The 21,000-nt window shown below is 62.1% G+C and carries 18 protein-coding genes; 15 read left to right on the top strand and 3 right to left on the bottom strand.

Features of this window, described 5'->3' with window-relative positions; translation table 11 throughout:
* Window positions 1-47 precede the first annotated feature (47 nt).
* A complete protein-coding gene (locus MFF34_RS21795; RefSeq protein ID WP_238216395.1) occupies window positions 48-1,694 on the top strand; it encodes a Na+/H+ antiporter in 1,647 nt (548 codons plus the stop codon).
* A 264-nt stretch (window positions 1,695-1,958) separates the two neighbouring features.
* Here the strand turns inward: MFF34_RS21795 and dapC are convergent, their stop codons facing one another.
* The 3 genes from dapC to map are packed head-to-tail and all read right to left on the bottom strand — an operon-like array spanning window position 1,959 to window position 6,708.
* Window positions 1,959-3,155 carry a succinyldiaminopimelate transaminase gene (gene dapC, locus MFF34_RS21790; RefSeq protein ID WP_186675975.1) on the bottom strand — a complete coding sequence of 399 codons (1,197 nt, stop codon included), beginning with the start codon at window positions 3,153-3,155 and terminating at the stop codon, window positions 1,959-1,961.
* 30 nt (window positions 3,156-3,185) lie between these two features.
* Window positions 3,186-5,888 carry a [protein-PII] uridylyltransferase gene (locus MFF34_RS21785; RefSeq protein WP_238216393.1) on the bottom strand — a complete coding sequence of 901 codons (2,703 nt, stop codon included), beginning with the start codon at window positions 5,886-5,888 and terminating at the stop codon, window positions 3,186-3,188.
* Window positions 5,889-5,925: 37 nt separating this feature from the next.
* On the bottom strand, window positions 5,926-6,708 hold the full coding sequence (gene map, locus MFF34_RS21780) for a type I methionyl aminopeptidase (protein ID WP_027595791.1): 783 nt from the start codon (window positions 6,706-6,708) through the stop codon (window positions 5,926-5,928).
* A 346-nt stretch (window positions 6,709-7,054) separates the two neighbouring features.
* Here map and rpsB point away from each other — a divergent pair, with 346 nt between their 5' ends.
* The 14 genes from rpsB to lpxB all read left to right on the top strand — a co-directional run bounded on the left by rpsB (window position 7,055) and on the right by lpxB (window position 21,000).
* Complete coding sequence (gene rpsB / locus MFF34_RS21775; RefSeq protein WP_027595792.1) at window positions 7,055-7,792, top strand: 30S ribosomal protein S2; 738 nt, start codon at window positions 7,055-7,057, stop codon at window positions 7,790-7,792.
* Window positions 7,793-7,978: 186 nt separating this feature from the next.
* Window positions 7,979-8,842, top strand: coding sequence for a translation elongation factor Ts (gene tsf, locus MFF34_RS21770; RefSeq protein ID WP_027595793.1), 864 nt, complete (start codon window positions 7,979-7,981; stop codon window positions 8,840-8,842).
* A 179-nt stretch (window positions 8,843-9,021) separates the two neighbouring features.
* Complete coding sequence (pyrH, locus tag MFF34_RS21765; protein ID WP_009686950.1) at window positions 9,022-9,765, top strand: UMP kinase; 744 nt, start codon at window positions 9,022-9,024, stop codon at window positions 9,763-9,765.
* A complete protein-coding gene (gene frr, locus MFF34_RS21760) occupies window positions 9,762-10,319 on the top strand; it encodes a ribosome recycling factor (RefSeq protein ID WP_027595794.1) in 558 nt (185 codons plus the stop codon). Before pyrH ends, frr begins: the two co-directional genes overlap by 4 nt.
* A 15-nt stretch (window positions 10,320-10,334) precedes the next feature.
* Window positions 10,335-11,090, top strand: a complete 756-nt coding sequence (gene uppS / locus MFF34_RS21755; protein ID WP_027595795.1) for a polyprenyl diphosphate synthase — start codon at window positions 10,335-10,337, stop codon at window positions 11,088-11,090.
* On the top strand, window positions 11,090-11,905 hold the full coding sequence (locus MFF34_RS21750) for a phosphatidate cytidylyltransferase (RefSeq protein ID WP_027595796.1): 816 nt from the start codon (window positions 11,090-11,092) through the stop codon (window positions 11,903-11,905). Before uppS ends, MFF34_RS21750 begins: the two co-directional genes overlap by 1 nt.
* Window positions 11,902-13,092, top strand: a complete 1,191-nt coding sequence (gene ispC / locus MFF34_RS21745) for a 1-deoxy-D-xylulose-5-phosphate reductoisomerase (protein WP_027595797.1) — start codon at window positions 11,902-11,904, stop codon at window positions 13,090-13,092. The genes MFF34_RS21750 and ispC overlap by 4 nt, the downstream gene beginning before the upstream one ends.
* 60 nt (window positions 13,093-13,152) lie before the next feature.
* Window positions 13,153-14,505 (top strand): RIP metalloprotease RseP, encoded by a 1,353-nt coding sequence (gene rseP / locus MFF34_RS21740; RefSeq protein WP_099428487.1) that lies wholly within the window; start codon window positions 13,153-13,155, stop codon window positions 14,503-14,505.
* 70 nt (window positions 14,506-14,575) lie between these two features.
* Window positions 14,576-16,939: an outer membrane protein assembly factor BamA gene (gene bamA / locus MFF34_RS21735; RefSeq protein ID WP_027595799.1), complete on the top strand. Its 2,364-nt coding sequence runs from the start codon at window positions 14,576-14,578 to the stop codon at window positions 16,937-16,939.
* A gap of 44 nt (window positions 16,940-16,983) precedes the next feature.
* Entirely contained in the window at window positions 16,984-17,487 is a 504-nt protein-coding gene (locus MFF34_RS21730; protein WP_238216391.1) for an OmpH family outer membrane protein, read from the top strand.
* Window position 17,488: 1 nt separating this feature from the next.
* A complete protein-coding gene (lpxD, locus tag MFF34_RS21725) occupies window positions 17,489-18,544 on the top strand; it encodes a UDP-3-O-(3-hydroxymyristoyl)glucosamine N-acyltransferase (protein ID WP_027595801.1) in 1,056 nt (351 codons plus the stop codon).
* A gap of 113 nt (window positions 18,545-18,657) precedes the next feature.
* Window positions 18,658-19,098, top strand: a complete 441-nt coding sequence (gene fabZ / locus MFF34_RS21720; RefSeq protein ID WP_003252314.1) for a 3-hydroxyacyl-ACP dehydratase FabZ — start codon at window positions 18,658-18,660, stop codon at window positions 19,096-19,098.
* Complete coding sequence (lpxA, locus tag MFF34_RS21715; protein ID WP_238216389.1) at window positions 19,095-19,871, top strand: acyl-ACP--UDP-N-acetylglucosamine O-acyltransferase; 777 nt, start codon at window positions 19,095-19,097, stop codon at window positions 19,869-19,871. Before fabZ ends, lpxA begins: the two co-directional genes overlap by 4 nt.
* A 1-nt stretch (window position 19,872) precedes the next feature.
* Window positions 19,873-21,000, top strand: coding sequence for a lipid-A-disaccharide synthase (gene lpxB, locus MFF34_RS21710; RefSeq protein ID WP_238216387.1), 1,128 nt, complete (start codon window positions 19,873-19,875; stop codon window positions 20,998-21,000).

The following is a 21,000-nucleotide window of genomic DNA, read 5'->3' as shown; positions in this document are numbered from 1 at the left end:
AGTTTCGCCCCGCTGCGGTTATTGATTCATAAAGGAAGCTTTCACGGATGCAGTCAGCCTATACCGTCCTCATTCTGCTCACGCTGGTCAGCGTGTCGAAGCTGGTCGGCCGGATGATTCCGCTGCCCCTGCCATTGGTGCAGATTGCCGCTGGCGCGCTGCTGGCCTGGCCCACCCTGGGGCTGCACGTGGCCCTGGACCCCGAGCTGTTCCTCTTCCTGTTCCTGCCGCCGCTGCTGTTCGCCGATGGCTGGCGCATTCCCAAGCGCGAGTTGTGGCGCATTCGCGGGCCGGTGGTGGCGCTGGCCGTGGGGTTGGTGCTGTTTACCGTGGTCGGCGCCGGTTACTTCATTCACTGGCTGTTGCCGAGCATCCCGCTGCCGGTCGCCTTTGCCCTGGCCGCGGTGCTGTCGCCTACCGATGCCGTGGCCGTTTCGGCCATTGCACAGGACCGTCTGCCAACCCCGCTGATGCATATGCTGCAGGGTGAGGCGCTGATGAACGATGCCTCGGGCCTGGTGACATTCAAGTTCGCCTTGGCCGCAGCGATCACGGGGGTGTTCTCGTTGGCCGATGCAAGCTTCAGCTTCGTCCTGGTCGCCCTTGGCGGCCTGGCGGTCGGCGTTGCCCTGAGCTGGCTGATCGGCCGTCTGCGCGCCTGGATGATCGCCCGCGGCTGGGACGACCCCGCCACGCACGTAGTGTTCATGCTGTTGCTGCCCTTTGCGGCCTATGTATTGGCCGAGCGCCTGGGGGTATCCGGCATTCTGTCGGCGGTGGCGGCCGGCATGATGCAGAGCTGGCTCGACCTGCTGCCCCGCCAGACCAGTACCCGCTTGCTCAACCGCAGTGTGTGGTCGTTGCTGGAGTTTGCCTTCAATGGCCTGATCTTCCTGCTGCTTGGCCTGCAGTTGCCGGACATCATCAAGGCCGTCGTGAGCCACGAGGCCACCGTGTGGCCGACCTTGGCCTGGCGCTGCCTGGATGTGCTGGCGATCTTCGCAGCGTTGATCCTGCTGCGGTTTATCTGGGTGCAGAGCATCTGGCGGGCCATTGGTGTGGTACGCCGCTGGCGGGGCAAGCCGGCGCTGGTGCTGATGCCCACGGCGCGTTCCTGCTGGCTGCTGACCCTAGGGGGCGTACGTGGCGCCGTGACCCTGGCGGGTGTGATGTCGGTGCCGCTGTTGATCAGTGCAGGCCAGGCGTTCTCCGAGCGTGATTTGCTCATCTTCATCGCCGCAGGGGTCATTCTGCTGTCGTTGATCAGTGCCTGCATTGCCTTGCCGATTCTGCTGCGTGGCGTCACCCAAAGCCCGGACGAGCGGCTGCATCAAGAAGTGCTGGAGGCTTGGCGACGCACGGCCGAGGCCGCGATTCATGCCCTGGAGGCGGAAGAGGTGATCGATGCCAACGCGCCGCAGGATGCCGCGCAGGCGACACTGGCGACCGAGCTCAAGGCGAGGTTGATGGCCGAGTACCGGGACGAGCTGGACAGTTACAACGACACGGCGGAGGCACGGGCCATGGCTGAGCAGATGGACCTGCTTGAGCGGCGTTTGCGCTTGCGTGCGCTGCGGGCGCAGCGGCTGGAGTTGTACAACCTGCATCGCCAGCACCTGGTGGGCGATGAGGTGGTGCGGCAGGTGCTGGGTGAGCTGGATATGAGCGAGGCGAACCTGGGCGCTGTCCGGTAGGTCGCAGGGGCTGCTCTGCAGCCCGTGAGAATCCCTGTGGGGGCAACTGTCTTGCGCAATTTCTAAAAATTGACGCATTACGTGGGAGCGGGCTTGCCCCGCGAACACCGGCGAAGCCGGTGCCATGCACCGCGTAGCCCCATTCGCGGGACAAGCCCGCTCCCACAGGGTCCTCACAAGGTCTGAGCCTGCGCAGTTACCTGTGGGCGCGGGCTTGTCGGGGCGCCGAGCCGCTGCGATGGGGCGCAAAGCGCCCCTGCCTAATCAGCGGTTCTGCAGGAACGCGCGAATCCGCTCGGCGGCCTCGATGCACTCGGCCAGCGGCGCAACCAACGCCATGCGCACTCGGCCAGCGCCAGGGTTCACGCCATCCACGTCACGCGACAGGTACGACCCCGGTACCACGGTCACATGCTGGGCTTCGAACAGGTCGCGGGTGAACGCGGCGTCGCAGCCCGGCACCTTGGCCCACAGGTAGAAGCTGCCATCCGGGCGTTGCACATCCATCACCGGCTGCAGGATATCCAGCACGGCATCGTACTTGGCGCGGTACTGGTCACGGTTTTCACGCACGTGCGCCTCGTCCTGCCAGGCAGCGATGCTGGCCAGCTGGGTCTGCACGGGCATGGCGCAGCCGTGGTAGGTGCGGTACAGCAAAAATGGCTTGATGATCTCGGCATCGCCCGCGACGAAGCCCGAACGCAGGCCTGGCAGGTTGGAACGCTTGGACAGGCTGTGGAACACCACGCAGCGTTTGAAATCGCTGCGGCCCAGTTCTGCGCAGGCGCTGAGCAGGCCCGGTGGCGGGGCGTCTTCGTCGAAGTACAGCTCGCTGTAGCATTCGTCGGCGGCGATCACGAAATCATGCTCGTCGGCCAGGGCAATCAGCTTCTTCAGGGTGTCCATCGGCACCAGTGCGCCGGTAGGGTTGCCTGGCGAGCACAGGAAGAGGATTTGGCAACGCTGCCAGACATCAGCCGGCACGGCGTCGAAGTCAGGGTTGAAACCGTTGTTTTCAAGGCACGGCAGGTAGTGCGGGGTGGCGCCTGCCAGCAGCGCCGCGCCTTCGTAGATCTGGTAGAACGGGTTAGGGCTGACCACCAGGCCATCATCGGCCCGGTTGACCACGGCCTGGGTGAAGGCGAACAGTGCTTCACGGGTGCCGTTGACCGGCAGGATGTGACGGTCGGCATCCAGCCAGCCGGTTGGCACGCCGAAACGGCGCTCGCACCACTGGCCGATGGCCTGGCGCAGCCCTGGCAGGCCGAGGGTGCTGGGGTACACCGCCAGCTTGTCGAGGTTGTCGGCCATGGCCTGGGCGACGAACGCCGGCGATGTGTGCTTCGGCTCACCGATCGACAGCGCGATGGCGCGCTTGTCTGCCGCTGGTTTCACACTGCCCAGCAGGGCGCGCAGTTTCTCGAACGGGTAGGGCTGAAGCTGGGTCAGGGCATGGTTCATCGGCGCAAGGTCTCGTCAATCGTCTAATCGTTAAAAGGTCACGCGGGTCGGGCTGGCGTCGCTCGCCTGGCCAGCCTGCAGCTGCTGGACGATAGCCTCCTGCAGGCGGCTGCACAGCTGCGGGTCGGACAGCGGCTGGTTGTCGGCATCGGTGATGAAGAACACGTCTTCCACGCGCTCGCCGAGGGTGGCGATCTTGGCGTTCTGCAACGACAGGTCGAACTCCAGGAAGATGCGGCCGATCCGGGCCAGCAGGCCCGGCCGGTCGGGCGCGGTGATCTCAAGGATGGTCACCGGCCGCTGGGCATCGTTGAGGATGGTCACCTGCGGCGGGAAATTGAAGTGCTTGAGCTGGCGTGGCACCCGGCGCTGAATGATCGTCGGGTAGTCCTCGGGGTTGCGCAGCGCTTCGGTGAGGCCATCGCGAATCTGCTTGACGCGCTGCGGGTTGTCGCCGATCGAGCCGCCATCGTTGTCGAGCACGATATAGGTGTCGAGGGTGAACTGGCTGCTCGAGGTGATGATGCGCGCGTCATGGATGTTCAGGTTCAACTGCGACATGGCCGCCACGGTCACGGCGAAGAAGTCGTGCTGGTCGGGGGCATAGATGAAGATCTGCGTACCGCCCTCGAACTCGCGCTGGGTGGTTTCCTTGATCAGCACCAGCGGCCCGCCGTCGGCCGGCTGCTGGAGGATGGCGTCGGTGTGCCAGGCCACATCGGCCGCGTTGTGCTTGAGGAAGTAGTCGTCGCCCAGCTGCGACCAGAGTTGCTCGACGTCGTCCGGGTCGACGCCTTCGCGTACGAGGATGTCCAGCGCGGCGCTTTGGGTCTGGCGGATCTGCTCTTCGCGGTCCAGTGGGTTTTCCAGGCCACGGCGCAGAGCGCGCTTGGTCTCGGTGTACAGCTGGCGCAGCAGGCTGGCGCGCCAGGAGTTCCACAGGCTGGGGTTGGTGGCGTTGATGTCGGCCACGGTCAGCACATAGAGGTAATCCAGGCGAGTCTCGTCCCCCACATGCAAGGCAAAGTCGTTGATCACCTGTGGGTCGGACAGGTCTTTGCGCTGTGCGGTGGTGGACATCACCAGGTGGTTCAGCACCAGCCAGACGATCAGGCGGCTGTCCCAGGCTGGCAGTTGGTGGCGCTCGCAGAACGTCTGTGCGTCCACCGCGCCCAGCTCCGAGTGGTCACCCTGGCGGCCCTTGCCGATGTCGTGGTAAAGCCCGGCCAGGTAGATCAGCTCGGGTTTGGGCAGGCGGCCCATGAGCTTGCTGGCCAGCGGGAATTTCTCGGAAACCGGCGTGTACTGCAGCTTGCGCAGGTGCTTGATCAGGTTGAGCGTGTGCGCATCGACCGTATAGATGTGGAACAGGTCATGCTGCATCTGCCCGACGATCAGGCCGAATTCCGGCAGGTAGCGGCCAAGGATGCCGTAGCGGTTCATGCGGCGCAGGTTGCGGTGGATGCCGATCTCGCATTTGAACAGCTCGATGAACAGGCTGGTGTTGCGGATATCGTGACGGAAGGTTTCGTCGATCAGGTGCCGGTGCTCGCGCAGCAGGCGCACGGTATCGGCGCGTACCCCTTTGATCTCCGGGTGCTGGGCCATCAGTACGAAAATTTCCAGCATGGCGAACGGCGTGCGTTTGAATACGTTCGGCTTGGCGGCTTCTATATAGCCGTCATGCAGGCGGAAGCGCGCATTCAAGGGTTGGGTGGTGCCGCTGTCATCGTCGGCGAGGATGACTTCCTCGAAGTGCTGGATGATCAGGTCGCACAACTGGCTGATGCTCATCACCACCCGGTAGTACTGCTGCATGAACTGCTCGATCGCGCGCTTGGGGTTCTCGTCGCTGTAGCCCAGCAGGGCGGCGATGCTGCGCTGGTGGTCGAACAGCAGGCGGTCTTCCGAGCGCCCGGCCAGCATGTGCAGGGCATAGCGCACCTTCCACAGGAAGTCCTGGGAGGAGGCCAGCAGTTCGTTCTCGCTTTCCAGCAAAAAACCTTCGCCGGCCAGGGCGTGCAGGTTCAGCGTGCCGTATTGGCGGCGCGCCACCCACAACACGGTCTGAATGTCGCGCAGGCCACCAGGTGAGCCCTTGACGTTGGGCTCAAGGTTGTACTCGGTGTCGTTGTACTTGTGGTGGCGGGCCTTGAGCTCGGCGCGCTTGGCCAGGAAGAACTCCTTGCTCGGCCACATGTGCTCGGTGCTGGTGACGTCCAGCATGCGCTGGCGCAAGGCTTCGGGGCCGGCGACGGTGCGGCTTTCCATCATGTTGGTGATGACCGTCAGGTCGGCACGCGCCTGCTCGGCACATTCGTCGACGGTGCGCACGCTCTGGCCCACTTCCAGGCCGATGTCCCAGAGCAGGGTGAGGAAGCGCTCGATGGCCTCGCGGTACTGCTCGTGTTCGGCTGCACCCAGCAAAATCAGCAGGTCGATGTCGGAATGCGGGTGCAGTTCACCGCGCCCGTAACCGCCTACCGCGACCAGGGCGATGCCACTCTGGTCGCCCCAGTCGAACTGGTTCCAGGCCTGCTGCAGGATGTTGTCGACGAGCCAGGCGCGGTCCTCGATCAAACGGCGGATTTCGCGGCCTTCGCGAAAACGCCGGTCGAGCACCTCGCCCGCCTGGCGGATGGCTTTCTTGAAGGCGGCGATAGGGCTCGCCTTGAGGGCCAGTTCCGCCTGGAACTGGCCGCGGTCGAACAGCTCGGGATCCACCTGGGGCATTGCGTCGCGTTCCTGTCGTGGTGTGCCTGGCGCGGACTCAGGCCGAGGTGCGCGCGATGGTGTCGTCCTTGCGCAGGGTGAAGATCTCGTAACCGGTCGCTGTCACCACCAAGGTGTGTTCCCACTGGGCCGAGAGCTTGCGGTCCTTGGTAATGGCGGTCCAGCCATCGCCCAGCACCTTGGTGTCGGCCTTGCCCTGGTTGATCATCGGCTCGATGGTGAAGGTCATGCCTTCTTTGAGCTCCATGCCAGTGCCGGCGCGGCCGTAGTGGAGGATCTGCGGTTCTTCGTGGAACACTTTGCCAATGCCGTGGCCGCAGAATTCGCGCACCACCGAGAAGCCGTTCTTTTCAGCGTGCTTCTGGATCACTTCGCCGATGTCGCCCAGGCGGCAGCCCGGCTTGACCAGCTCGATGGCCTTGTACATGCATTCCTGGGTGACCTTGGACAGGCGCTCGGCCCAGACCGGCACGTTACCGACGTGGAACATGCGGCTGGTGTCGCCGTGGTAGCCGTCCTTGATCACGGTGACATCGATGTTGAGCGTGTCACCGTCCTTGAGCGGCTTGTCGTTGGGGATGCCGTGGCAGACCACATGGTTGATCGAGGTGCAGATCGACTTAGGGTAACCCTTGTAGTTGAGCGGCGCCGGGATGGCCTGCTGGACGTTGACGATGTAGTCGTGGCACAGGCGGTCCAGTTCTTCGGTGGTGACACCGGGCTTGACGTGCTCTTCGATCATTTCCAGCACCTCGGCGGCCAGGCGGCCGGCGATGCGCATCTTCTCGATGTCTTCTGCGGTCTTGATGGTGACGGTCATTACAGGCTCTCTACGGCGCCGTGCACGGCGCGAACAAACGGGAAAGGCCGGATTCTAGCAGAGCAGGGCGGCAATCGGTCGGGATAAAGCCGGCCATCCTGCTGTCTATAGAGGGCATTTTGGCCTGAAAGCCTGGGTGCTGCAAAAACCGCTGACGGACGCGACAGTATTCGGGTTCCGTTCGCTCGCGGTCTGTGGTATAAAATGCGCCGCTTTCGGGGTCGACCCCGTAAGCCCTAAACCCACACACGTGTCGACACGATGACCTGGGTGCCCCGGATTCTAGAATCTGTGGGTTGGTCATTGGGATGCGTGGAGGCCCAACCCGACTTATCAAGGAACTATCATGTCCCAAGTCAACATGCGCGATATGCTGAAGGCCGGTGTGCACTTCGGCCACCAGACCCGTTACTGGAACCCGAAAATGGGCAAGTACATTTTCGGCGCGCGTAACAAGATCCACATCATCAACCTGGAAAAAACCCTGCCAATGTTCAACGAAGCTCTGGCTTTCGTAGAGCGTCTGGCCCAGGGCAAGAACAAGATCATGTTCGTCGGCACCAAGCGTTCCGCCGGCAAGATCGTCGCCGAGCAAGCTGCTCGTGCCGGTTCGCCATACGTTGACCACCGCTGGTTGGGCGGCATGCTGACCAACTACAAAACCATCCGTGCTTCGATCAAGCGTCTGCGCGACCTGGAAACTCAGGCCGAAGATGGCACCTTTGCCAAGCTGACCAAGAAAGAAGCCCTGATGCGTTCGCGCGATCTGGAAAAGCTGGACCGCAGCCTGGGTGGTATCAAGGACATGGGCGGCCTGCCTGATGCCCTGTTCGTGATCGACGTTGACCACGAGCGCATTGCTATCACCGAAGCCAACAAGCTGGGCATCCCGGTTATCGGCGTTGTCGATACCAACAGCAGCCCGGAAGGTGTTGACTACATCATCCCAGGTAACGATGACGCCATTCGCGCTATCGAGCTGTACATGACTTCGATGGCTGACGCCATCATCCGCGGCCGCAACAACGTTGCTGGCGGCACCGAAGTCTACGCTGAAGAAGCGGCTGCACCTGCTGCTGAGTAATTGACGCCTGGCGTCTACTTGGCACGCAAAAAGGGGGCTTTGCCCCCTTTTTGCCACCTTGAAATCCTGCTGTCAGCAACCGCCCCGCACTATGGGCCTGCTGAGATAAAAACAGCGGATTTGCAGAATTGAACGCCCGTGATGAGCGGGTGGAATGGTTGAAAAACTTTCCAAGAGGATTTTGAAATGGCAGCAATTACTGCAGCGCTGGTCAAAGAACTGCGCGAGCGTACCGGCGAAGGCATGATGGATTGCAAAAAGGCCCTGGAAAAGGCCGGCGGCGACATCGAAAAAGCCATTGACGACATGCGTGCCTCTGGCGCCATCAAGGCCGCCAAAAAGGCTGGCAACGTCGCTGCTGAAGGCGCTATCGCCGTCAAGACCGACGGCAAAGCCGCCGTTCTGCTGGAAGTCAACTCGCAGACCGACTTCCTGGCCCTGCAAGACGACTTCAAAAACTTCGTAGCCGAAAGCCTCGAAGAAGCCTTCGCCCAGAAGCTGACCGACGCTGCGCCGCTGATCGCTTCGCGCGAAGCAGCCCGTGAAGCCCTGGTCGCCAAGTGCGGCGAAAACGTCAACATCCGCCGCCTGGCGCGCGTTGAGGGTGACGTTGTTGGTGCTTACCTGCACGGCAACAAGATCGGTGCCGTTGTTGTCCTGAAAGGCGGCGACGTCGAGCTGGCCAAGAACATCGCCATGCACGTTGCTGCTTCGAACCCGGAGTTCCTGGATGCATCGGAAATCTCCGCCGAGGCCATCGAGCGCGAGAAGAATGTCTTCCTGCAGCTGAACGCCGACAAGATCGCCGGCAAGCCGGAAAACATCGTTGAGAACATGATCAACGGCCGTATCACCAAGTTCAAGGCTGAAGCTTCGCTGAAAGAGCAAGCCTTCGTCATGAACCCGGAAGTCAAGGTTGGCGAGCTGGCGAAGAAAGCCGGTGCTGAAATCGTTTCCTTCACCTACTTCAAGGTCGGCGAAGGCATCGAGAAGCCAGTCGACAACTTCGCTGAAGAAGTTGCCGCTCAGGTAGCTGCTGCCAAGCAGTAAGACAGACACGTCTGTCGCCCCAAAGAGGCTGCCCGCTCACGCGCGCAGCCTCTTTGTCAAAGCGGGAGCGGTTTTCCAAACCGCTGTTCGCTGACGCAGTCGCTGCGTCACGTTAGAGTTACACGCAGGCTCAAGCAGCCCGCCAGAATTTTTTACAAACGCCGCAGGAGAGATTCGCAATGGCTCAGCAGGGCAGTGGTCATCAGGCTCGCTATAAACGCATTCTACTCAAACTTAGCGGCGAGGCCCTGATGGGCTCGGAAGAGTTCGGGATCGACCCCAAGGTCCTGGATCGCATGGCGCTGGAAGTCGGCCAACTGGTCGGCATCGGTGTGCAAGTCGGTCTGGTGATCGGCGGTGGCAACCTGTTCCGTGGTGCGGCGCTCAGTGCAGCCGGCATGGACCGCGTCACCGGTGACCACATGGGCATGCTGGCGACCGTCATGAATGCCCTGGCCATGCGCGACGCGCTGGAGCGGGCAAACATTACCGCCATCGTCATGTCGGCGATTTCCATGGTGGGCGTGACCGATCACTATGATCGCCGCAAAGCCATGCGCCACCTGAACGCCAAAGAAGTCGTAATCTTCGCTGCCGGTACCGGCAACCCGTTCTTCACCACCGACTCCGCCGCTTGCCTGCGCGCCATCGAAATCGATGCCGACGTGGTATTGAAGGCAACCAAGGTCGATGGTGTATACACTGCAGATCCATTCAAGGACCCGCATGCCGAGAAGTTCGATCATCTGACCTACGATGAAGTGCTGGATCGCAAGCTGGGCGTGATGGATCTGACGGCAATCTGCCTTTGCCGCGACCACAAGATGCCGCTGCGCGTCTTCAACATGAACAAGCCGGGCGCCCTGCTGAACATCGTGCATGGCGGCGCGGAAGGAACCCTGATCGAGGAAGTTCAAAAATGATCAACGCTATCAAGAAAGACGCCCAGGACCGCATGGGCAAGTCCATCGAGGCGCTGGGTCGCCACCTGGCTGCCATCCGCACCGGCCGTGCCCACCCAAGCATCCTGGACAGCGTCAGGGTCACTGCCTGGGGTAGCGAAATGCCGCTGAACCAGGTGGCCGCGATTACCGTCGAGGACGCGCGCACCCTGAAGATCGTTGCGCACGACAAGAACCTCAGCGCTGCCATCGAAAAAGCCATCCTGACCTCCGACCTGGGCCTGAACCCGTCCAGCGCCGGTACCACCATCCGCGTCCCGATGCCGGCCCTGACCGAGGAAACCCGCAAGGGTTACACCAAGCAGGCCAGCGGCGTTGCCGAAGATGCCAAGGTAGCCGTGCGTAACGTGCGCCGTGACGCACTCGCCGACCTGAAGAAGCTGACCAAGGACAAGGAAATCAGCGAAGACGAAGAACGTCGCGCCGCTGACGAGATCCAGAAGCTGACCGACAAGTTCGTCGCCGAAATCGACGCTGCGTTCAAGGCCAAGGAAAAGGACCTGTTGGCCGTCTAAGGCCGAGGTTTTTTAATGGAAAAGACCAAGCCAGCGGCGCCGTCCTCGGTGCCGCGACACGTCGCGATCATCATGGATGGCAACAACCGCTGGGCGAAGAAGCGCTTGCTGCCCGGCGTTGCCGGGCACAAGGCTGGCGTCGATGCCGTGCGTGCGGTCATCGAAGTCTGCGCCGAATCGGGGGTCGAGGTACTGACCCTGTTCGCCTTCTCCAGCGAAAACTGGCAGCGCCCCGCCGAAGAGGTCGGTGCGCTGATGGAGTTGTTCTTCTCGGCCCTGCGCCGTGAGGCGCGTCGCCTCAACGAGAACAACATCAGCTTGCGCATCATTGGTGATCGCTCGCGCTTTCACCCTGAGCTGCAGGCTGCCATGCGTGAGGCCGAGGCACTGACCGCCGGCAACAACCGCTTCATCCTGCAGATCGCGGCCAACTACGGTGGCCAGTGGGATATCGCCCAGGCTGCCCAGCGCCTGGCGCGTGAAGTACAGGCGGGCCATCTGCGTCCGGACGATATCACGCCGGGTCTGCTGCAGACGTGCCTGTCCACCGGTGAGTTGCCGTTGCCGGACCTGTGCATCCGCACCGGGGGCGAACGCCGCATCAGCAATTTCCTGCTGTGGCAGCTGGCCTATGCCGAGCTGTATTTCTCCGACCTGTACTGGCCGGACTTCAAACACGAGGCCATGCGCAATGCCCTGGCCGATTTCGCTTCGCGCCAGCGCCGCTTCGGTAAGACCAGCGAGCAGGTCGAGGCTGGAGCTCGTGCTTAATGCTTAAACAACGCATCATTACCGCGCTGATCCTGCTGCCGGTCGCGCTGGGTGGCTTCTTCCTGCTCAACGGTGGGGATTTCGCCCTGTTCATCGGCTTCGTGGTCACCCTCGGTGCCTGGGAGTGGGCGCGCCTGGCGGGGTTGATGACCCAGCCACTGCGCATTGCCTACGCCGCGGTCGTCGCCGGAGCGCTGATGCTGCTGCACCTGATGCCCGACCTGGCACCGTGGGTGCTGGGTGCGTCAGTGATCTGGTGGGGGCTGGCCACCTGGCTGGTGCTGACCTATCCGCGCAGCAGCGAGCTATGGGCCAGTGCGGCCTGCCGCTTGCTGATTGGCCTGCTGGTGTTACTGCCGGCGTGGCAAGGCTTGGTGCTGCTCAAGCACTGGCCGCTCGGCAACTGGCTGATTCTATCGGTCATGGTGCTGGTGTGGGCCGCCGACATCGGTGCCTACTTCTCCGGCCGTGCCTTCGGCAAGCGCAAGCTGGCGCCGCAGGTCAGCCCTGGCAAAAGCTGGGAAGGCGTCTATGGCGGCCTGGCTGTCAGCTTGGTCATTACGCTGGTGGTCGGTATCAGCCGCGACTGGGGTGTTGGCCAGATCCTGCTGGGTCTGATGGGCGCGGCACTGGTGGTCATGGCCTCGGTGATTGGTGACCTGACTGAAAGCATGTTCAAGCGCCGCTCGGGCATCAAGGACAGCAGCAACCTGCTGCCCGGCCATGGTGGCGTGCTCGACCGCATCGACAGCCTGACGGCGGCCATCCCGCTCTTTGCCGTGCTGTTGTGGGCTGCCGAATGGGGTGTGATGTGAGTACGTTGCAGCGCATTACCGTGCTGGGTGCCACGGGCTCCATTGGCCTGAGCACGCTGGATGTGATTGCACGTCACCCTGAGCGTTATTCGGTATTTGCCCTGAGCGGTTACTCGCGCATCGACGAGCTGCTGGCGTTGTGCGTCCGGCATCGCCCGGAGTACGCAGTAGTGCCGAATGCCGAAGGCGCTGCGCGCTTGCGCGACGGCCTGGCGGCCGTCGGTTGCGCCACCCAGGTGCTGGAAGGCGAGGCGGGGCTTTGCCAGGTTGCCGCAGCGCCTGAGGTGGATGCGGTGATGGCCGCCATCGTGGGTGCAGCAGGGCTGCGACCGACCTTGGCTGCCGTCGAGGCGGGCAAGAAAGTGTTGCTGGCCAATAAAGAGGCGCTGGTCATGTCTGGCGCGCTGTTCATGGAGGCGGTGCGGCGCAGTGGTGCCGTGCTGCTGCCGATCGACAGCGAGCACAATGCAATCTTCCAGTGCCTGCCCGGCGACTATGCCCGCGGCCTGAGCCAGGTGGGGGTGCGCCGCATCCTGCTGACGGCATCGGGTGGCCCGTTCCGCGAAACACCGTCCGCCGCATTGGCCGATGTCACGCCGGAGCAGGCGTGCGCGCACCCTAACTGGTCCATGGGGCGCAAGATTTCTGTGGATTCGGCCAGCATGATGAACAAAGGGCTCGAGTTGATCGAGGCCTGCTGGCTGTTCGATGCTTCGCCCGCCAAGGTCGAGGTGGTGGTGCACCCGCAGAGCGTGATCCACTCGCTGGTGGATTACGTGGACGGTTCAGTGCTCGCCCAGCTGGGCAACCCGGACATGCGCACGCCGATCGCCAATGCGCTGGCCTGGCCAGAGCGCATTGATTCTGGCGTCGCACCGCTGGACCTGTTTGCTATCGCACGCCTGGATTTCCAGGCGCCCGACGAACAGCGCTTCCCGTGCCTGCGCCTGGCGCGGCAGGCTGCCGAGGCCGGCAACAGTGCACCTGCCGTGCTCAATGCGGCCAACGAAGTGGCTGTCGAGGCATTTCTCCAGCGGCGTATCCGCTTCCCGGAGATCGCGGGTATGATCGAACAAGTGCTCGATCAGGAGCCTGTAGTGCCACTGGCCTCGTTGGACGCGGTATTTGCCGCCGACCAGCGTGCCCGGGAGCTGTCCCGTGAGTGGTTGCGGCGTCACGGTCGATGATGCAGGCCTGCCAGGGCTTGTGCGAAAAGTCGTTCTGCTGAACGTCATCTGGAGAAAGATATGACTGCGCTCTACATGATTGTCGGCACCCTGGTGGCCTTGGGTGTTCTGGTCACGTTCCACGAATTCGGCCACTTCTGGGTGGCCCGACGCTGCGGCGTCAAGGTGCTGCGTTTTTCGGTGGGCTTCGGTACGCCGTTGTTGCGCTGGCATGACCGCCAGGGCACCGAATTCGTGGTGGCGGCGATTCCGCTGGGCGGCTACGTCAAGATGCTCGATGAACGCGAGGGCGATGTCCCGCCTGCGTTGGCCGACCAGTCGTTCAACCGTAAAAGCGTGCGTCAGCGTATCGCCATCGTTGCCGCTGGCCCGATTGCCAACTTCTTGCTGGCCATCGTGTTCTTCTGGCTCTTGGCCATGCTCGGCACCCAGCAGATTCGCCCGGTCATCGGTGCGGTCGAAGCGGGCAGCCTGGCAGCGTCGGCAGGCCTGACCGCAGGTCAGGAAATTGTATCCATCGATGGCAAGGCGACCAGCGGTTGGTCTGCGGTCAACCTGCAACTGGTTCGCCGTCTGGGCGAGAGCGGCACCCTGCAGGTAGGCGTGCGCGACGAAGGCGCCAGCGCCGAGCAGCACTTGCAGATCAAGCTGGACCACTGGCTGAAAGGCGCCGACGAGCCAGACCCTATCCAGTCCCTGGGCTTGCGCCCTTGGCGCCCGGTGATCGTGCCGGTGCTGGCCGAGATCGATTCGAAAGGGCCGGCCGCTGCCGCCGGCTTGAAGACAGGTGACAAGCTGCTGGCCCTCGATGGCGTGGCAGTGAGCGACTGGCAGCAGGTGGTCGACACCGTGCGCGCCCACCCGCAAGCCAAGGTCGTGGTACGTGTCGAGCGCGATGGCGCTGCGCTGGATGTACCGGTAACCCTGGCCCGCAAGGGTGAGGGCAAGGCCGCGGGCGGTTACCTGGGCGCGGGGGTAAAAGGTGGCGAATGGCCTGCCAACATGCTCCGCGAAGTCAGTTATGGCCCGTTGGACGCGGTAGGTGAGGGCTTGTCGCGCACCTGGAACATGAGCGTCCTGACGCTCGAGTCGCTGAAGAAAATGCTGTTCGGAGAGCTCTCGGTAAAAAACTTGAGCGGACCGATAACCATTGCTAAAGTGGCGGGCGCTTCAGCCCAGTCCGGCGTGGGGGATTTCCTGAATTTCCTGGCCTACCTGAGCATAAGCCTGGGGGTTCTTAACCTGCTGCCCATTCCAGTACTGGATGGGGGGCATTTGCTGTTTTACCTGGTCGAGTGGGCGCGCGGTCGTCCGCTGTCAGATCGGGTGCAAGGTTGGGGGGTCCAGATCGGTATCAGTTTGGTCGTAGGGGTGATGTTGCTCGCCCTGATCAACGATCTGGGTCGACTATAAAGCTTCGCATTGCGAACCTGCCGCCACTTCGCGGCGGGTTGTTTATTGCCAGTTGGAATAAAAGGACTTCATGAAACGTCTGCTGCTAACTGCGGTCCTCTCCGCACTGATGATCGCTGAAGTTCACGCCGAGTCCTTCACCATCTCCGATATTCGTGTCAACGGCCTGCAGCGGGTTTCCGCCGGCAGCGTCTTCGGTGCCTTGCCGCTCAACGTCGGCGATCAGGCCGATGATCGGCGCCTGGTGGATTCGACCCGTTCCCTGTTCAAGACTGGCTTCTTCCAAGACATCCAGCTGAGCCGCGATGGCAATGTCCTGATCATCAACGTGGTCGAGCGCCCGTCGGTTTCCAGCATCGAGATCGAAGGCAACAAGGCGATCAGCACCGAAGACCTGATGAAGGGTCTGAAGCAGTCTGGCCTGGCCGAAGGTGAAATCTTCCAGCGCGCCACCCTTGAAGGTGTGCGTAACGAGCTGCAGCGCCAGTACGTGGCCCAGGGCCGCTACTCGGCCGAGGTCGACGCCGAAGTCGTGCCGCAGCCGCGCAACCGCGTCGCGCTGAAAATAAAGATCAACGAAGGCACCGTCGCGGCCATTCAGCACATCAACGTGGTGGGCAACAACGTCTTCGACGACGAAGAGCTGTCGCAGCTGTTCGAGCTGAAAACCACCAACTGGCTGTCGTTCTTCAAGAACGACGACAAGTACGCCCGTGAAAAACTCTCCGGTGACCTGGAGCGTCTGCGTTCCTACTACCTGGACCGTGGCTACATCAACATGGATATCGCCTCTACCCAGGTATCCATCACGCCAGACAAGAAACACGTCTACATCACCGTCAACATCAACGAAGGCGAGAAGTACACCGTCCGTGACGTGAAGCTCTCCGGTGACCTCAAGGTGCCGGAAGACCAGGTCAAGTCGCTGCTGCTGGTGCAGCCGGGCCAGGTATTCTCGCGCAAGGTGATGACCACCACGTCCGAGCTGATCACCCGTCGTCTGGGTAACGAAGGCTACACCTTCGCCAACGTCAACGGCGTGCCACAGCCGAACGACCAGGACCACACCGTCGATATCATGTTTGTGGTCGACCCGGGCAAGCGTGCCTACGTCAACCGCATCAACTACCGCGGCAACACCAAGACCGAAGACGAAGTGCTGCGTCGCGAAATGCGTCAGATGGAAGGCGGCTGGGCGTCGACTTACCTGATCGACCAGTCCAAGACCCGTCTGGAACGCCTGGGCTTCTTCAAGGAAGTCAACGTCGAGACCCCGCCGGTGCCTGGCACCGATGACCAGGTCGACGTCAACTACAGCGTCGAGGAACAAGCGTCCGGCTCCATTACGGCGTCGGTCGGTTTCGCCCAGAGCGCCGGTCTGATCCTGGGTGGTTCGATCAGCCAGAGCAACTTCCTGGGTACCGGTAACAAGGTCTCCATCGGCCTGACCCGTTCCGAATACCAGACCCGCTACAACTTCGGCTTCGTGGACCCCTACTTCACGGCTGACGGTGTCAGCCTGGGTTACAACGCCTTCTACCGCAGCACCGACTACGACGACCTCGATGTCGACGTTGCCAGCTATGCGGTCGACAGCCTGGGTGCCGGTGTCAGCCTGGGTTACCCGATCAGCGAAACCTCGCGCCTGACCTATGGCCTGAGCGTTCAGCAGGACAAGATCAAGACCGGTAAATACACCGTTGACGAGATCTTCGACTTCCTCGATCAAGAGGGTGACAACTTCCTGAACTTCAAGGCGTCGATCGGCTGGTCCGAATCGACCCTGAACAAAGGCGTGCTGGCGACTCGTGGTCACTCGCAAAGCCTGACCCTGGAATCGACCATTCCGGGCAGCGACCTGTCGTTCTACAAGCTCGACTACCGCGGCCAGCTGTTCAAGCCAATCAACAACGACTACACCCTGCGCCTGCACACTGAACTGGGCTATGGTGATGGCTACGGCAGCACCTCGGGCCTGCCGTTCTACGAGAACTACTACGCGGGCGGCTTCAACTCTGTCCGTGGCTTCAAGGACAGCAGCCTGGGCCCACGCAGTACGCCTAGCCGTGGTGAAGGCAACCCGGGTGGCAAGCCGGGTACCATCGCCGACCCGGATCAGGATCCGCTGCCGTTCGGTGGCAACGTGTTGGTCCAGGGTGGTGTCGAACTGCTGTTCCCTCTGCCGTTCGTCAAGGACCAGCGTTCGCTGCGCACGTCGGTATTCTGGGACGTGGGTAACGTGTTCGATACCAACTGCGGCAGCAAGCCAGATTGCGAGAAGGTCGGTTTCTCGGGTATGGCCAGTTCGGTGGGTCTGGGTGTGACCTGGATCACTGCACTGGGCCCGTTGAGCTTCAGCCTGGCGATGCCGGTCAAGAAGCCGGACGATGCCGATACCCAGGTGTTCCAATTCTCTCTGGGCCAGACCTTCTAAGGTCGGCCCTTGCATAACGACAACGGTTTATCCAGGAGTGCATCGTGCGTAAGTTGACTCAACTGGCCATTTTGGCCACGGCGCTGGTCGCCACCCCGGCTTTCGCCGAAATGAAGGTTGCCGTCCTGAACTATCAGATGGCCCTGCTGGAATCGGATGCCGCCAAGAAGTATGCGGTTGATGCAGAGAAAAAATTCGGCCCGCAACTGACCAAGCTGAAAAGCCTGGAAAGCAGCGCCAAGGGCATCCAGGACCGCCTGATCAAAGGTGGCGACAAGATGCAGCAGCAGGAGCGTGAGCGCCTGGAGCTCGAGTTCAAGCAAAAGGCCCGTGACTTCCAGTTCCAGTCCAAGGAACTGAACGAAGCCAAGGCCGTTGCTGACCGTGACATGCTCAAGCAACTGAAGCCGAAGCTGGACGGCGCTGTCGAGGAAGTGATCAAGAAGGGCGGTTTCGACCTGGTTCTCGAGCGTGGCGCGGTCATCGATGTCAAACCTCAGTACGACATCACCCGCCAAGTCATCGAGCGCATGAACCAAGCCCGTTGATATGACCTTGAACATGACGCTTGGCCAGTTGGCCGAAGCCCTCGGCGCCACCCTCAAGGGGCCCGAGGCGCTGCAGATTACCGGGCTGGCCACCTTGCAGGAGGCCGGCCCCGGTCAATTGAGCTTCCTCGCCAACCCGCAGTACCGCAAATTCCTGGATAACAGCCAGGCGGCAGCGGTGCTGCTCAAGGCTGCGGATGCTGAAGGCTTTGCCGGCAATGCACTGATCGTCGCTGATCCGTACCTGGCCTATGCGCGCATTTCCCACCTGTTCGATCCCAAGCCCAAGGCTGTGGCGGGAATTCATCCCAGCGCCGTAGTGGCTGAAGATGCCCAGGTGGATGCCAGTGCGAGCATCGGCCCGTTCGTCGTCATCGAAAGTGGTGCGCAGGTTGCTGCCAATGTCAGCATCGGTGCCCACTGCGTGGTCGGTGCCCGTTGCGTCATCGGTGAGGGCGGCTGGCTGGCGCCACGGGTCACCCTGTACCATGACGTGACCATCGGCAAGCGTGTGGTGATCCAGTCTGGCGCAGTGATCGGTGGCGAGGGCTTCGGCTTCGCCAACGAGAAGGGCGTATGGCGCAAGATTGCCCAGATCGGCGGCGTGACCATCGGCGATGATGTAGAAATCGGCGTCAACACGGCAATCGACCGTGGTGCGTTGTCGGACACGCGCATTGCCGACGGGGTCAAGCTCGACAACCAGATCCAGATCGCCCATAACGTTCAGATCGGTGAGCACACGGCCATGGCCGCCTGTGTCGGCATTTCCGGCAGCACGCGCATTGGCAAGCACTGCACCATTGCTGGCGGTGTCGGCATGGTGGGTCATATTGATGTCTGTGATAACGTTTTCGTGTCCGGGATGACCATGGTGACCCGATCGATCACCGAACCGGGTGCCTATTCTTCCGGCACAGCCATGCAGCCATTGGCTGACTGGCGCAAGAGCGCCGCGCGTATCCGCCACCTGGACGACATGGCCAAGCGTCTCCAGCAGGTTGAAAAGCGCATCGATACCGTGACCTCAGGTGGCCAGCCGGCATCAGAAGGCTGATACCATTCCCTGAGCAAGAGTGAACAGACGCTAGCTGGCTCCTCTTTGGACTGCAAAAGGAGCGCGTGGTCAGCACCTGCGCTCCCTATTCTTATTACAGGCTTCCCCCCGAAATGATGGACATCAACGAGATTCGCGAATACCTGCCTCACCGTTACCCGTTCCTGCTGGTGGATCGCGTGACGGATCTGGACTTCGAGGCCCAGAGCATTCGTGCCTACAAGAATGTCAGCATCAACGAGCCGTTCTTCAATGGCCACTTCCCGGCCCACCCGATCATGCCGGGCGTTCTGATCATCGAGGCCATGGCCCAGGCGGCCGGCATCCTCGGTTTCAAGATGCTCGATGCCAAGCCGGCAGATGGCACCCTGTATTACTTTGTCGGGTCCGACAAATTGCGTTTCCGTCAGCCGGTATTGCCGGGTGACCAACTTGTGCTGGAAGCCAAGTTCCTCAGCCGCAAGAGCATGATCTGGAAATTCGAGTGCCGCGCCCTGGTCGACGGCAAGCCTGTCTGCTCGGCAGAAATCACCTGCGCGGAACGCTCCCTATGAATTTGATTGATCCTCGGGCCATCATCGACCCGTCGGCCAAGCTGGCCGACGGTGTCGAGGTGGGCCCCTGGTCGATCGTTGGCCCTGATGTCGAAATCGGGGAGGGCACCGTCATTGGCCCGCATGTGGTGCTCAAGGGGCCGACCCGTATCGGCAAGCACAACCGCATCTACCAGTTTTCCTCGATCGGCGAAGACACCCCTGACCTCAAGTACAAGGGTGAGCCGACGCGCCTGGTGATCGGTGATCACAATGTGTTCCGCGAAGGTGTGACCATTCACCGCGGTACCGTTCAGGACCGTGCAGAAACCACCGTCGGCGATCACAACCTGATCATGGCCTACGCCCACATCGGTCACGACAGTGTCATCGGCAATCATTGCATTCTGGTGAACAACACCGCGTTGGCGGGGCATGTTCATGTGGGTGACTGGGCAATTCTGTCCGGGTACACCCTGGTGCACCAGTACTGCCATATCGGTGCACATGCGTTTTCCGGCATGGGCACGGCGATCGGCAAAGACGTACCGGCCTTCGTCACGGTGTTCGGCAGCCCGGCCGAAGCACGCAGCATGAACTTCGAAGGCATGCGTCGTCGGGGTTTCAGCGACGAGGTCATTCATACCCTGCGTCGTTGCTACAAGATCGTCTACCGTCAGGGCCTGACCGTCGAAGACGCGATCAAGGCGCTGGACGAACTGGCAGCCCAGCACCCTGAGGTCGATCTGTTCCGTCAGTCGATCCTGAATTCTGCCCGCGGCATCACCCGCTGACATGGCCCAGCTTTGCGTAGCCCTGGTCGCGGGTGAGGCCAGCGGCGATATTCTCGGGTCTGGCTTGATGCGCGCCCTCAAGGCGCGCCATCCCGACGTCCGCTTCATCGGCGTTGGCGGCCCCTTGATGGAAGCCGAAGGCCTGCAATCCTATTTCCCCATGGAACGTCTGGCGGTCATGGGCCTGGTCGAGGTACTGGGACGGCTGCGTGAGCTGCTCAAGCGCCGCAAGTTGTTGATCCAGACCCTCATCGCCGAAAAGCCCGATGTGTTCATCGGCATCGACGCACCGGATTTCACCCTCAACATCGAATTGAAACTGCGTCAGGCCGGTATCAAGACCGTGCACTACGTCAGCCCATCCGTATGGGCGTGGCGGCAGAAGCGCGTGCTGAAGATCCGCGAAGGCTGCGACCTGATGCTGACGCTGTTGCCGTTCGAAGCCCGGTTCTACGAGGAGCAGGGGGTGCCGGTACGTTTCGTCGGCCACCCACTGGCCGATACCATTCCGCTTGAGGCCGACCGACAGGCGGCGCGTGCTGCGCTTGGCCTGGGCCCAGGCCCGGTGGTGGCCTTGATGCCTGGCAGCCGCGGCGGCGAAGTCGGGCGCCTGGGGGCGCTGTTCCTCGATGCCGCCGAGCGCCTGCGCGAACGAGTACCGGGTGTGCGCTTCGTGCTGCCCTGCGCCAACGCCGCACGGCGTGCCCAGGTCGAGCAGATGCTCGAAGGGCGCGCGCTGCCGCTGACTCTGCTCGACGGCCAGTCGCACCAGGCCCTGGCGGCCTGCGATGCGGTGCTTATCGCGTCGGGTACCGCCACCCTGGAGGCGCTGTTGTACAAGCGCCCCATGGTGGTGGCTTATCGCCTGGCGCCGTTGACCTACTGGATTCTCAAGCGCCTGGTCAAAAGCCCTTACGTGTCGTTGCCCAACCTGCTGGCCCAGCGCGAACTGGTGCCTGAACTGCTGCAGGATGACGCCACCAGCGAAGCCCTGGCGCAAACCTTGGCCCCCTTGGTGGCCGATGGCAGCCAGCAGACCGAACGTTTTGACGAGATTCACCGCACCCTGCGCCGGGATGCTTCCAACCAGGCCGCCGAGGCGGTACTGGCCTTGCTCAAGGACCGCTGA

The sequence above is a fragment of the Pseudomonas sp. PAGU 2196 genome, assembly GCF_022179005.1.
Taxonomy (GTDB): Bacteria; Pseudomonadota; Gammaproteobacteria; order Pseudomonadales; family Pseudomonadaceae; genus Aquipseudomonas; species Aquipseudomonas kermanshahensis.
This window is presented reverse-complemented; position numbering and strand designations above follow the sequence as displayed.

Coding starts and splice junctions, on each gene's coding strand:
- dapC (WP_186675975.1), bottom strand. CDS start 3,155: ATGAACCATGCCCTGACCCAGCTTCAGCCCTACCCGTTCGAGAAACTG.
- lpxA (WP_238216389.1), top strand. CDS start 19,095: ATGAATTTGATTGATCCTCGGGCCATCATCGACCCGTCGGCCAAGCTG.
- lpxB (WP_238216387.1), top strand. CDS start 19,873: ATGGCCCAGCTTTGCGTAGCCCTGGTCGCGGGTGAGGCCAGCGGCGAT.
- pyrH (WP_009686950.1), top strand. CDS start 9,022: ATGGCTCAGCAGGGCAGTGGTCATCAGGCTCGCTATAAACGCATTCTA.
- MFF34_RS21750 (WP_027595796.1), top strand. CDS start 11,090: ATGCTTAAACAACGCATCATTACCGCGCTGATCCTGCTGCCGGTCGCG.
- bamA (WP_027595799.1), top strand. CDS start 14,576: ATGAAACGTCTGCTGCTAACTGCGGTCCTCTCCGCACTGATGATCGCT.
- tsf (WP_027595793.1), top strand. CDS start 7,979: ATGGCAGCAATTACTGCAGCGCTGGTCAAAGAACTGCGCGAGCGTACC.
- MFF34_RS21785 (WP_238216393.1), bottom strand. CDS start 5,888: ATGCCCCAGGTGGATCCCGAGCTGTTCGACCGCGGCCAGTTCCAGGCG.
- lpxD (WP_027595801.1), top strand. CDS start 17,489: ATGACCTTGAACATGACGCTTGGCCAGTTGGCCGAAGCCCTCGGCGCC.
- MFF34_RS21795 (WP_238216395.1), top strand. CDS start 48: ATGCAGTCAGCCTATACCGTCCTCATTCTGCTCACGCTGGTCAGCGTG.
- rseP (WP_099428487.1), top strand. CDS start 13,153: ATGACTGCGCTCTACATGATTGTCGGCACCCTGGTGGCCTTGGGTGTT.
- map (WP_027595791.1), bottom strand. CDS start 6,708: ATGACCGTCACCATCAAGACCGCAGAAGACATCGAGAAGATGCGCATC.
- uppS (WP_027595795.1), top strand. CDS start 10,335: ATGGAAAAGACCAAGCCAGCGGCGCCGTCCTCGGTGCCGCGACACGTC.
- fabZ (WP_003252314.1), top strand. CDS start 18,658: ATGATGGACATCAACGAGATTCGCGAATACCTGCCTCACCGTTACCCG.
- frr (WP_027595794.1), top strand. CDS start 9,762: ATGATCAACGCTATCAAGAAAGACGCCCAGGACCGCATGGGCAAGTCC.
- rpsB (WP_027595792.1), top strand. CDS start 7,055: ATGTCCCAAGTCAACATGCGCGATATGCTGAAGGCCGGTGTGCACTTC.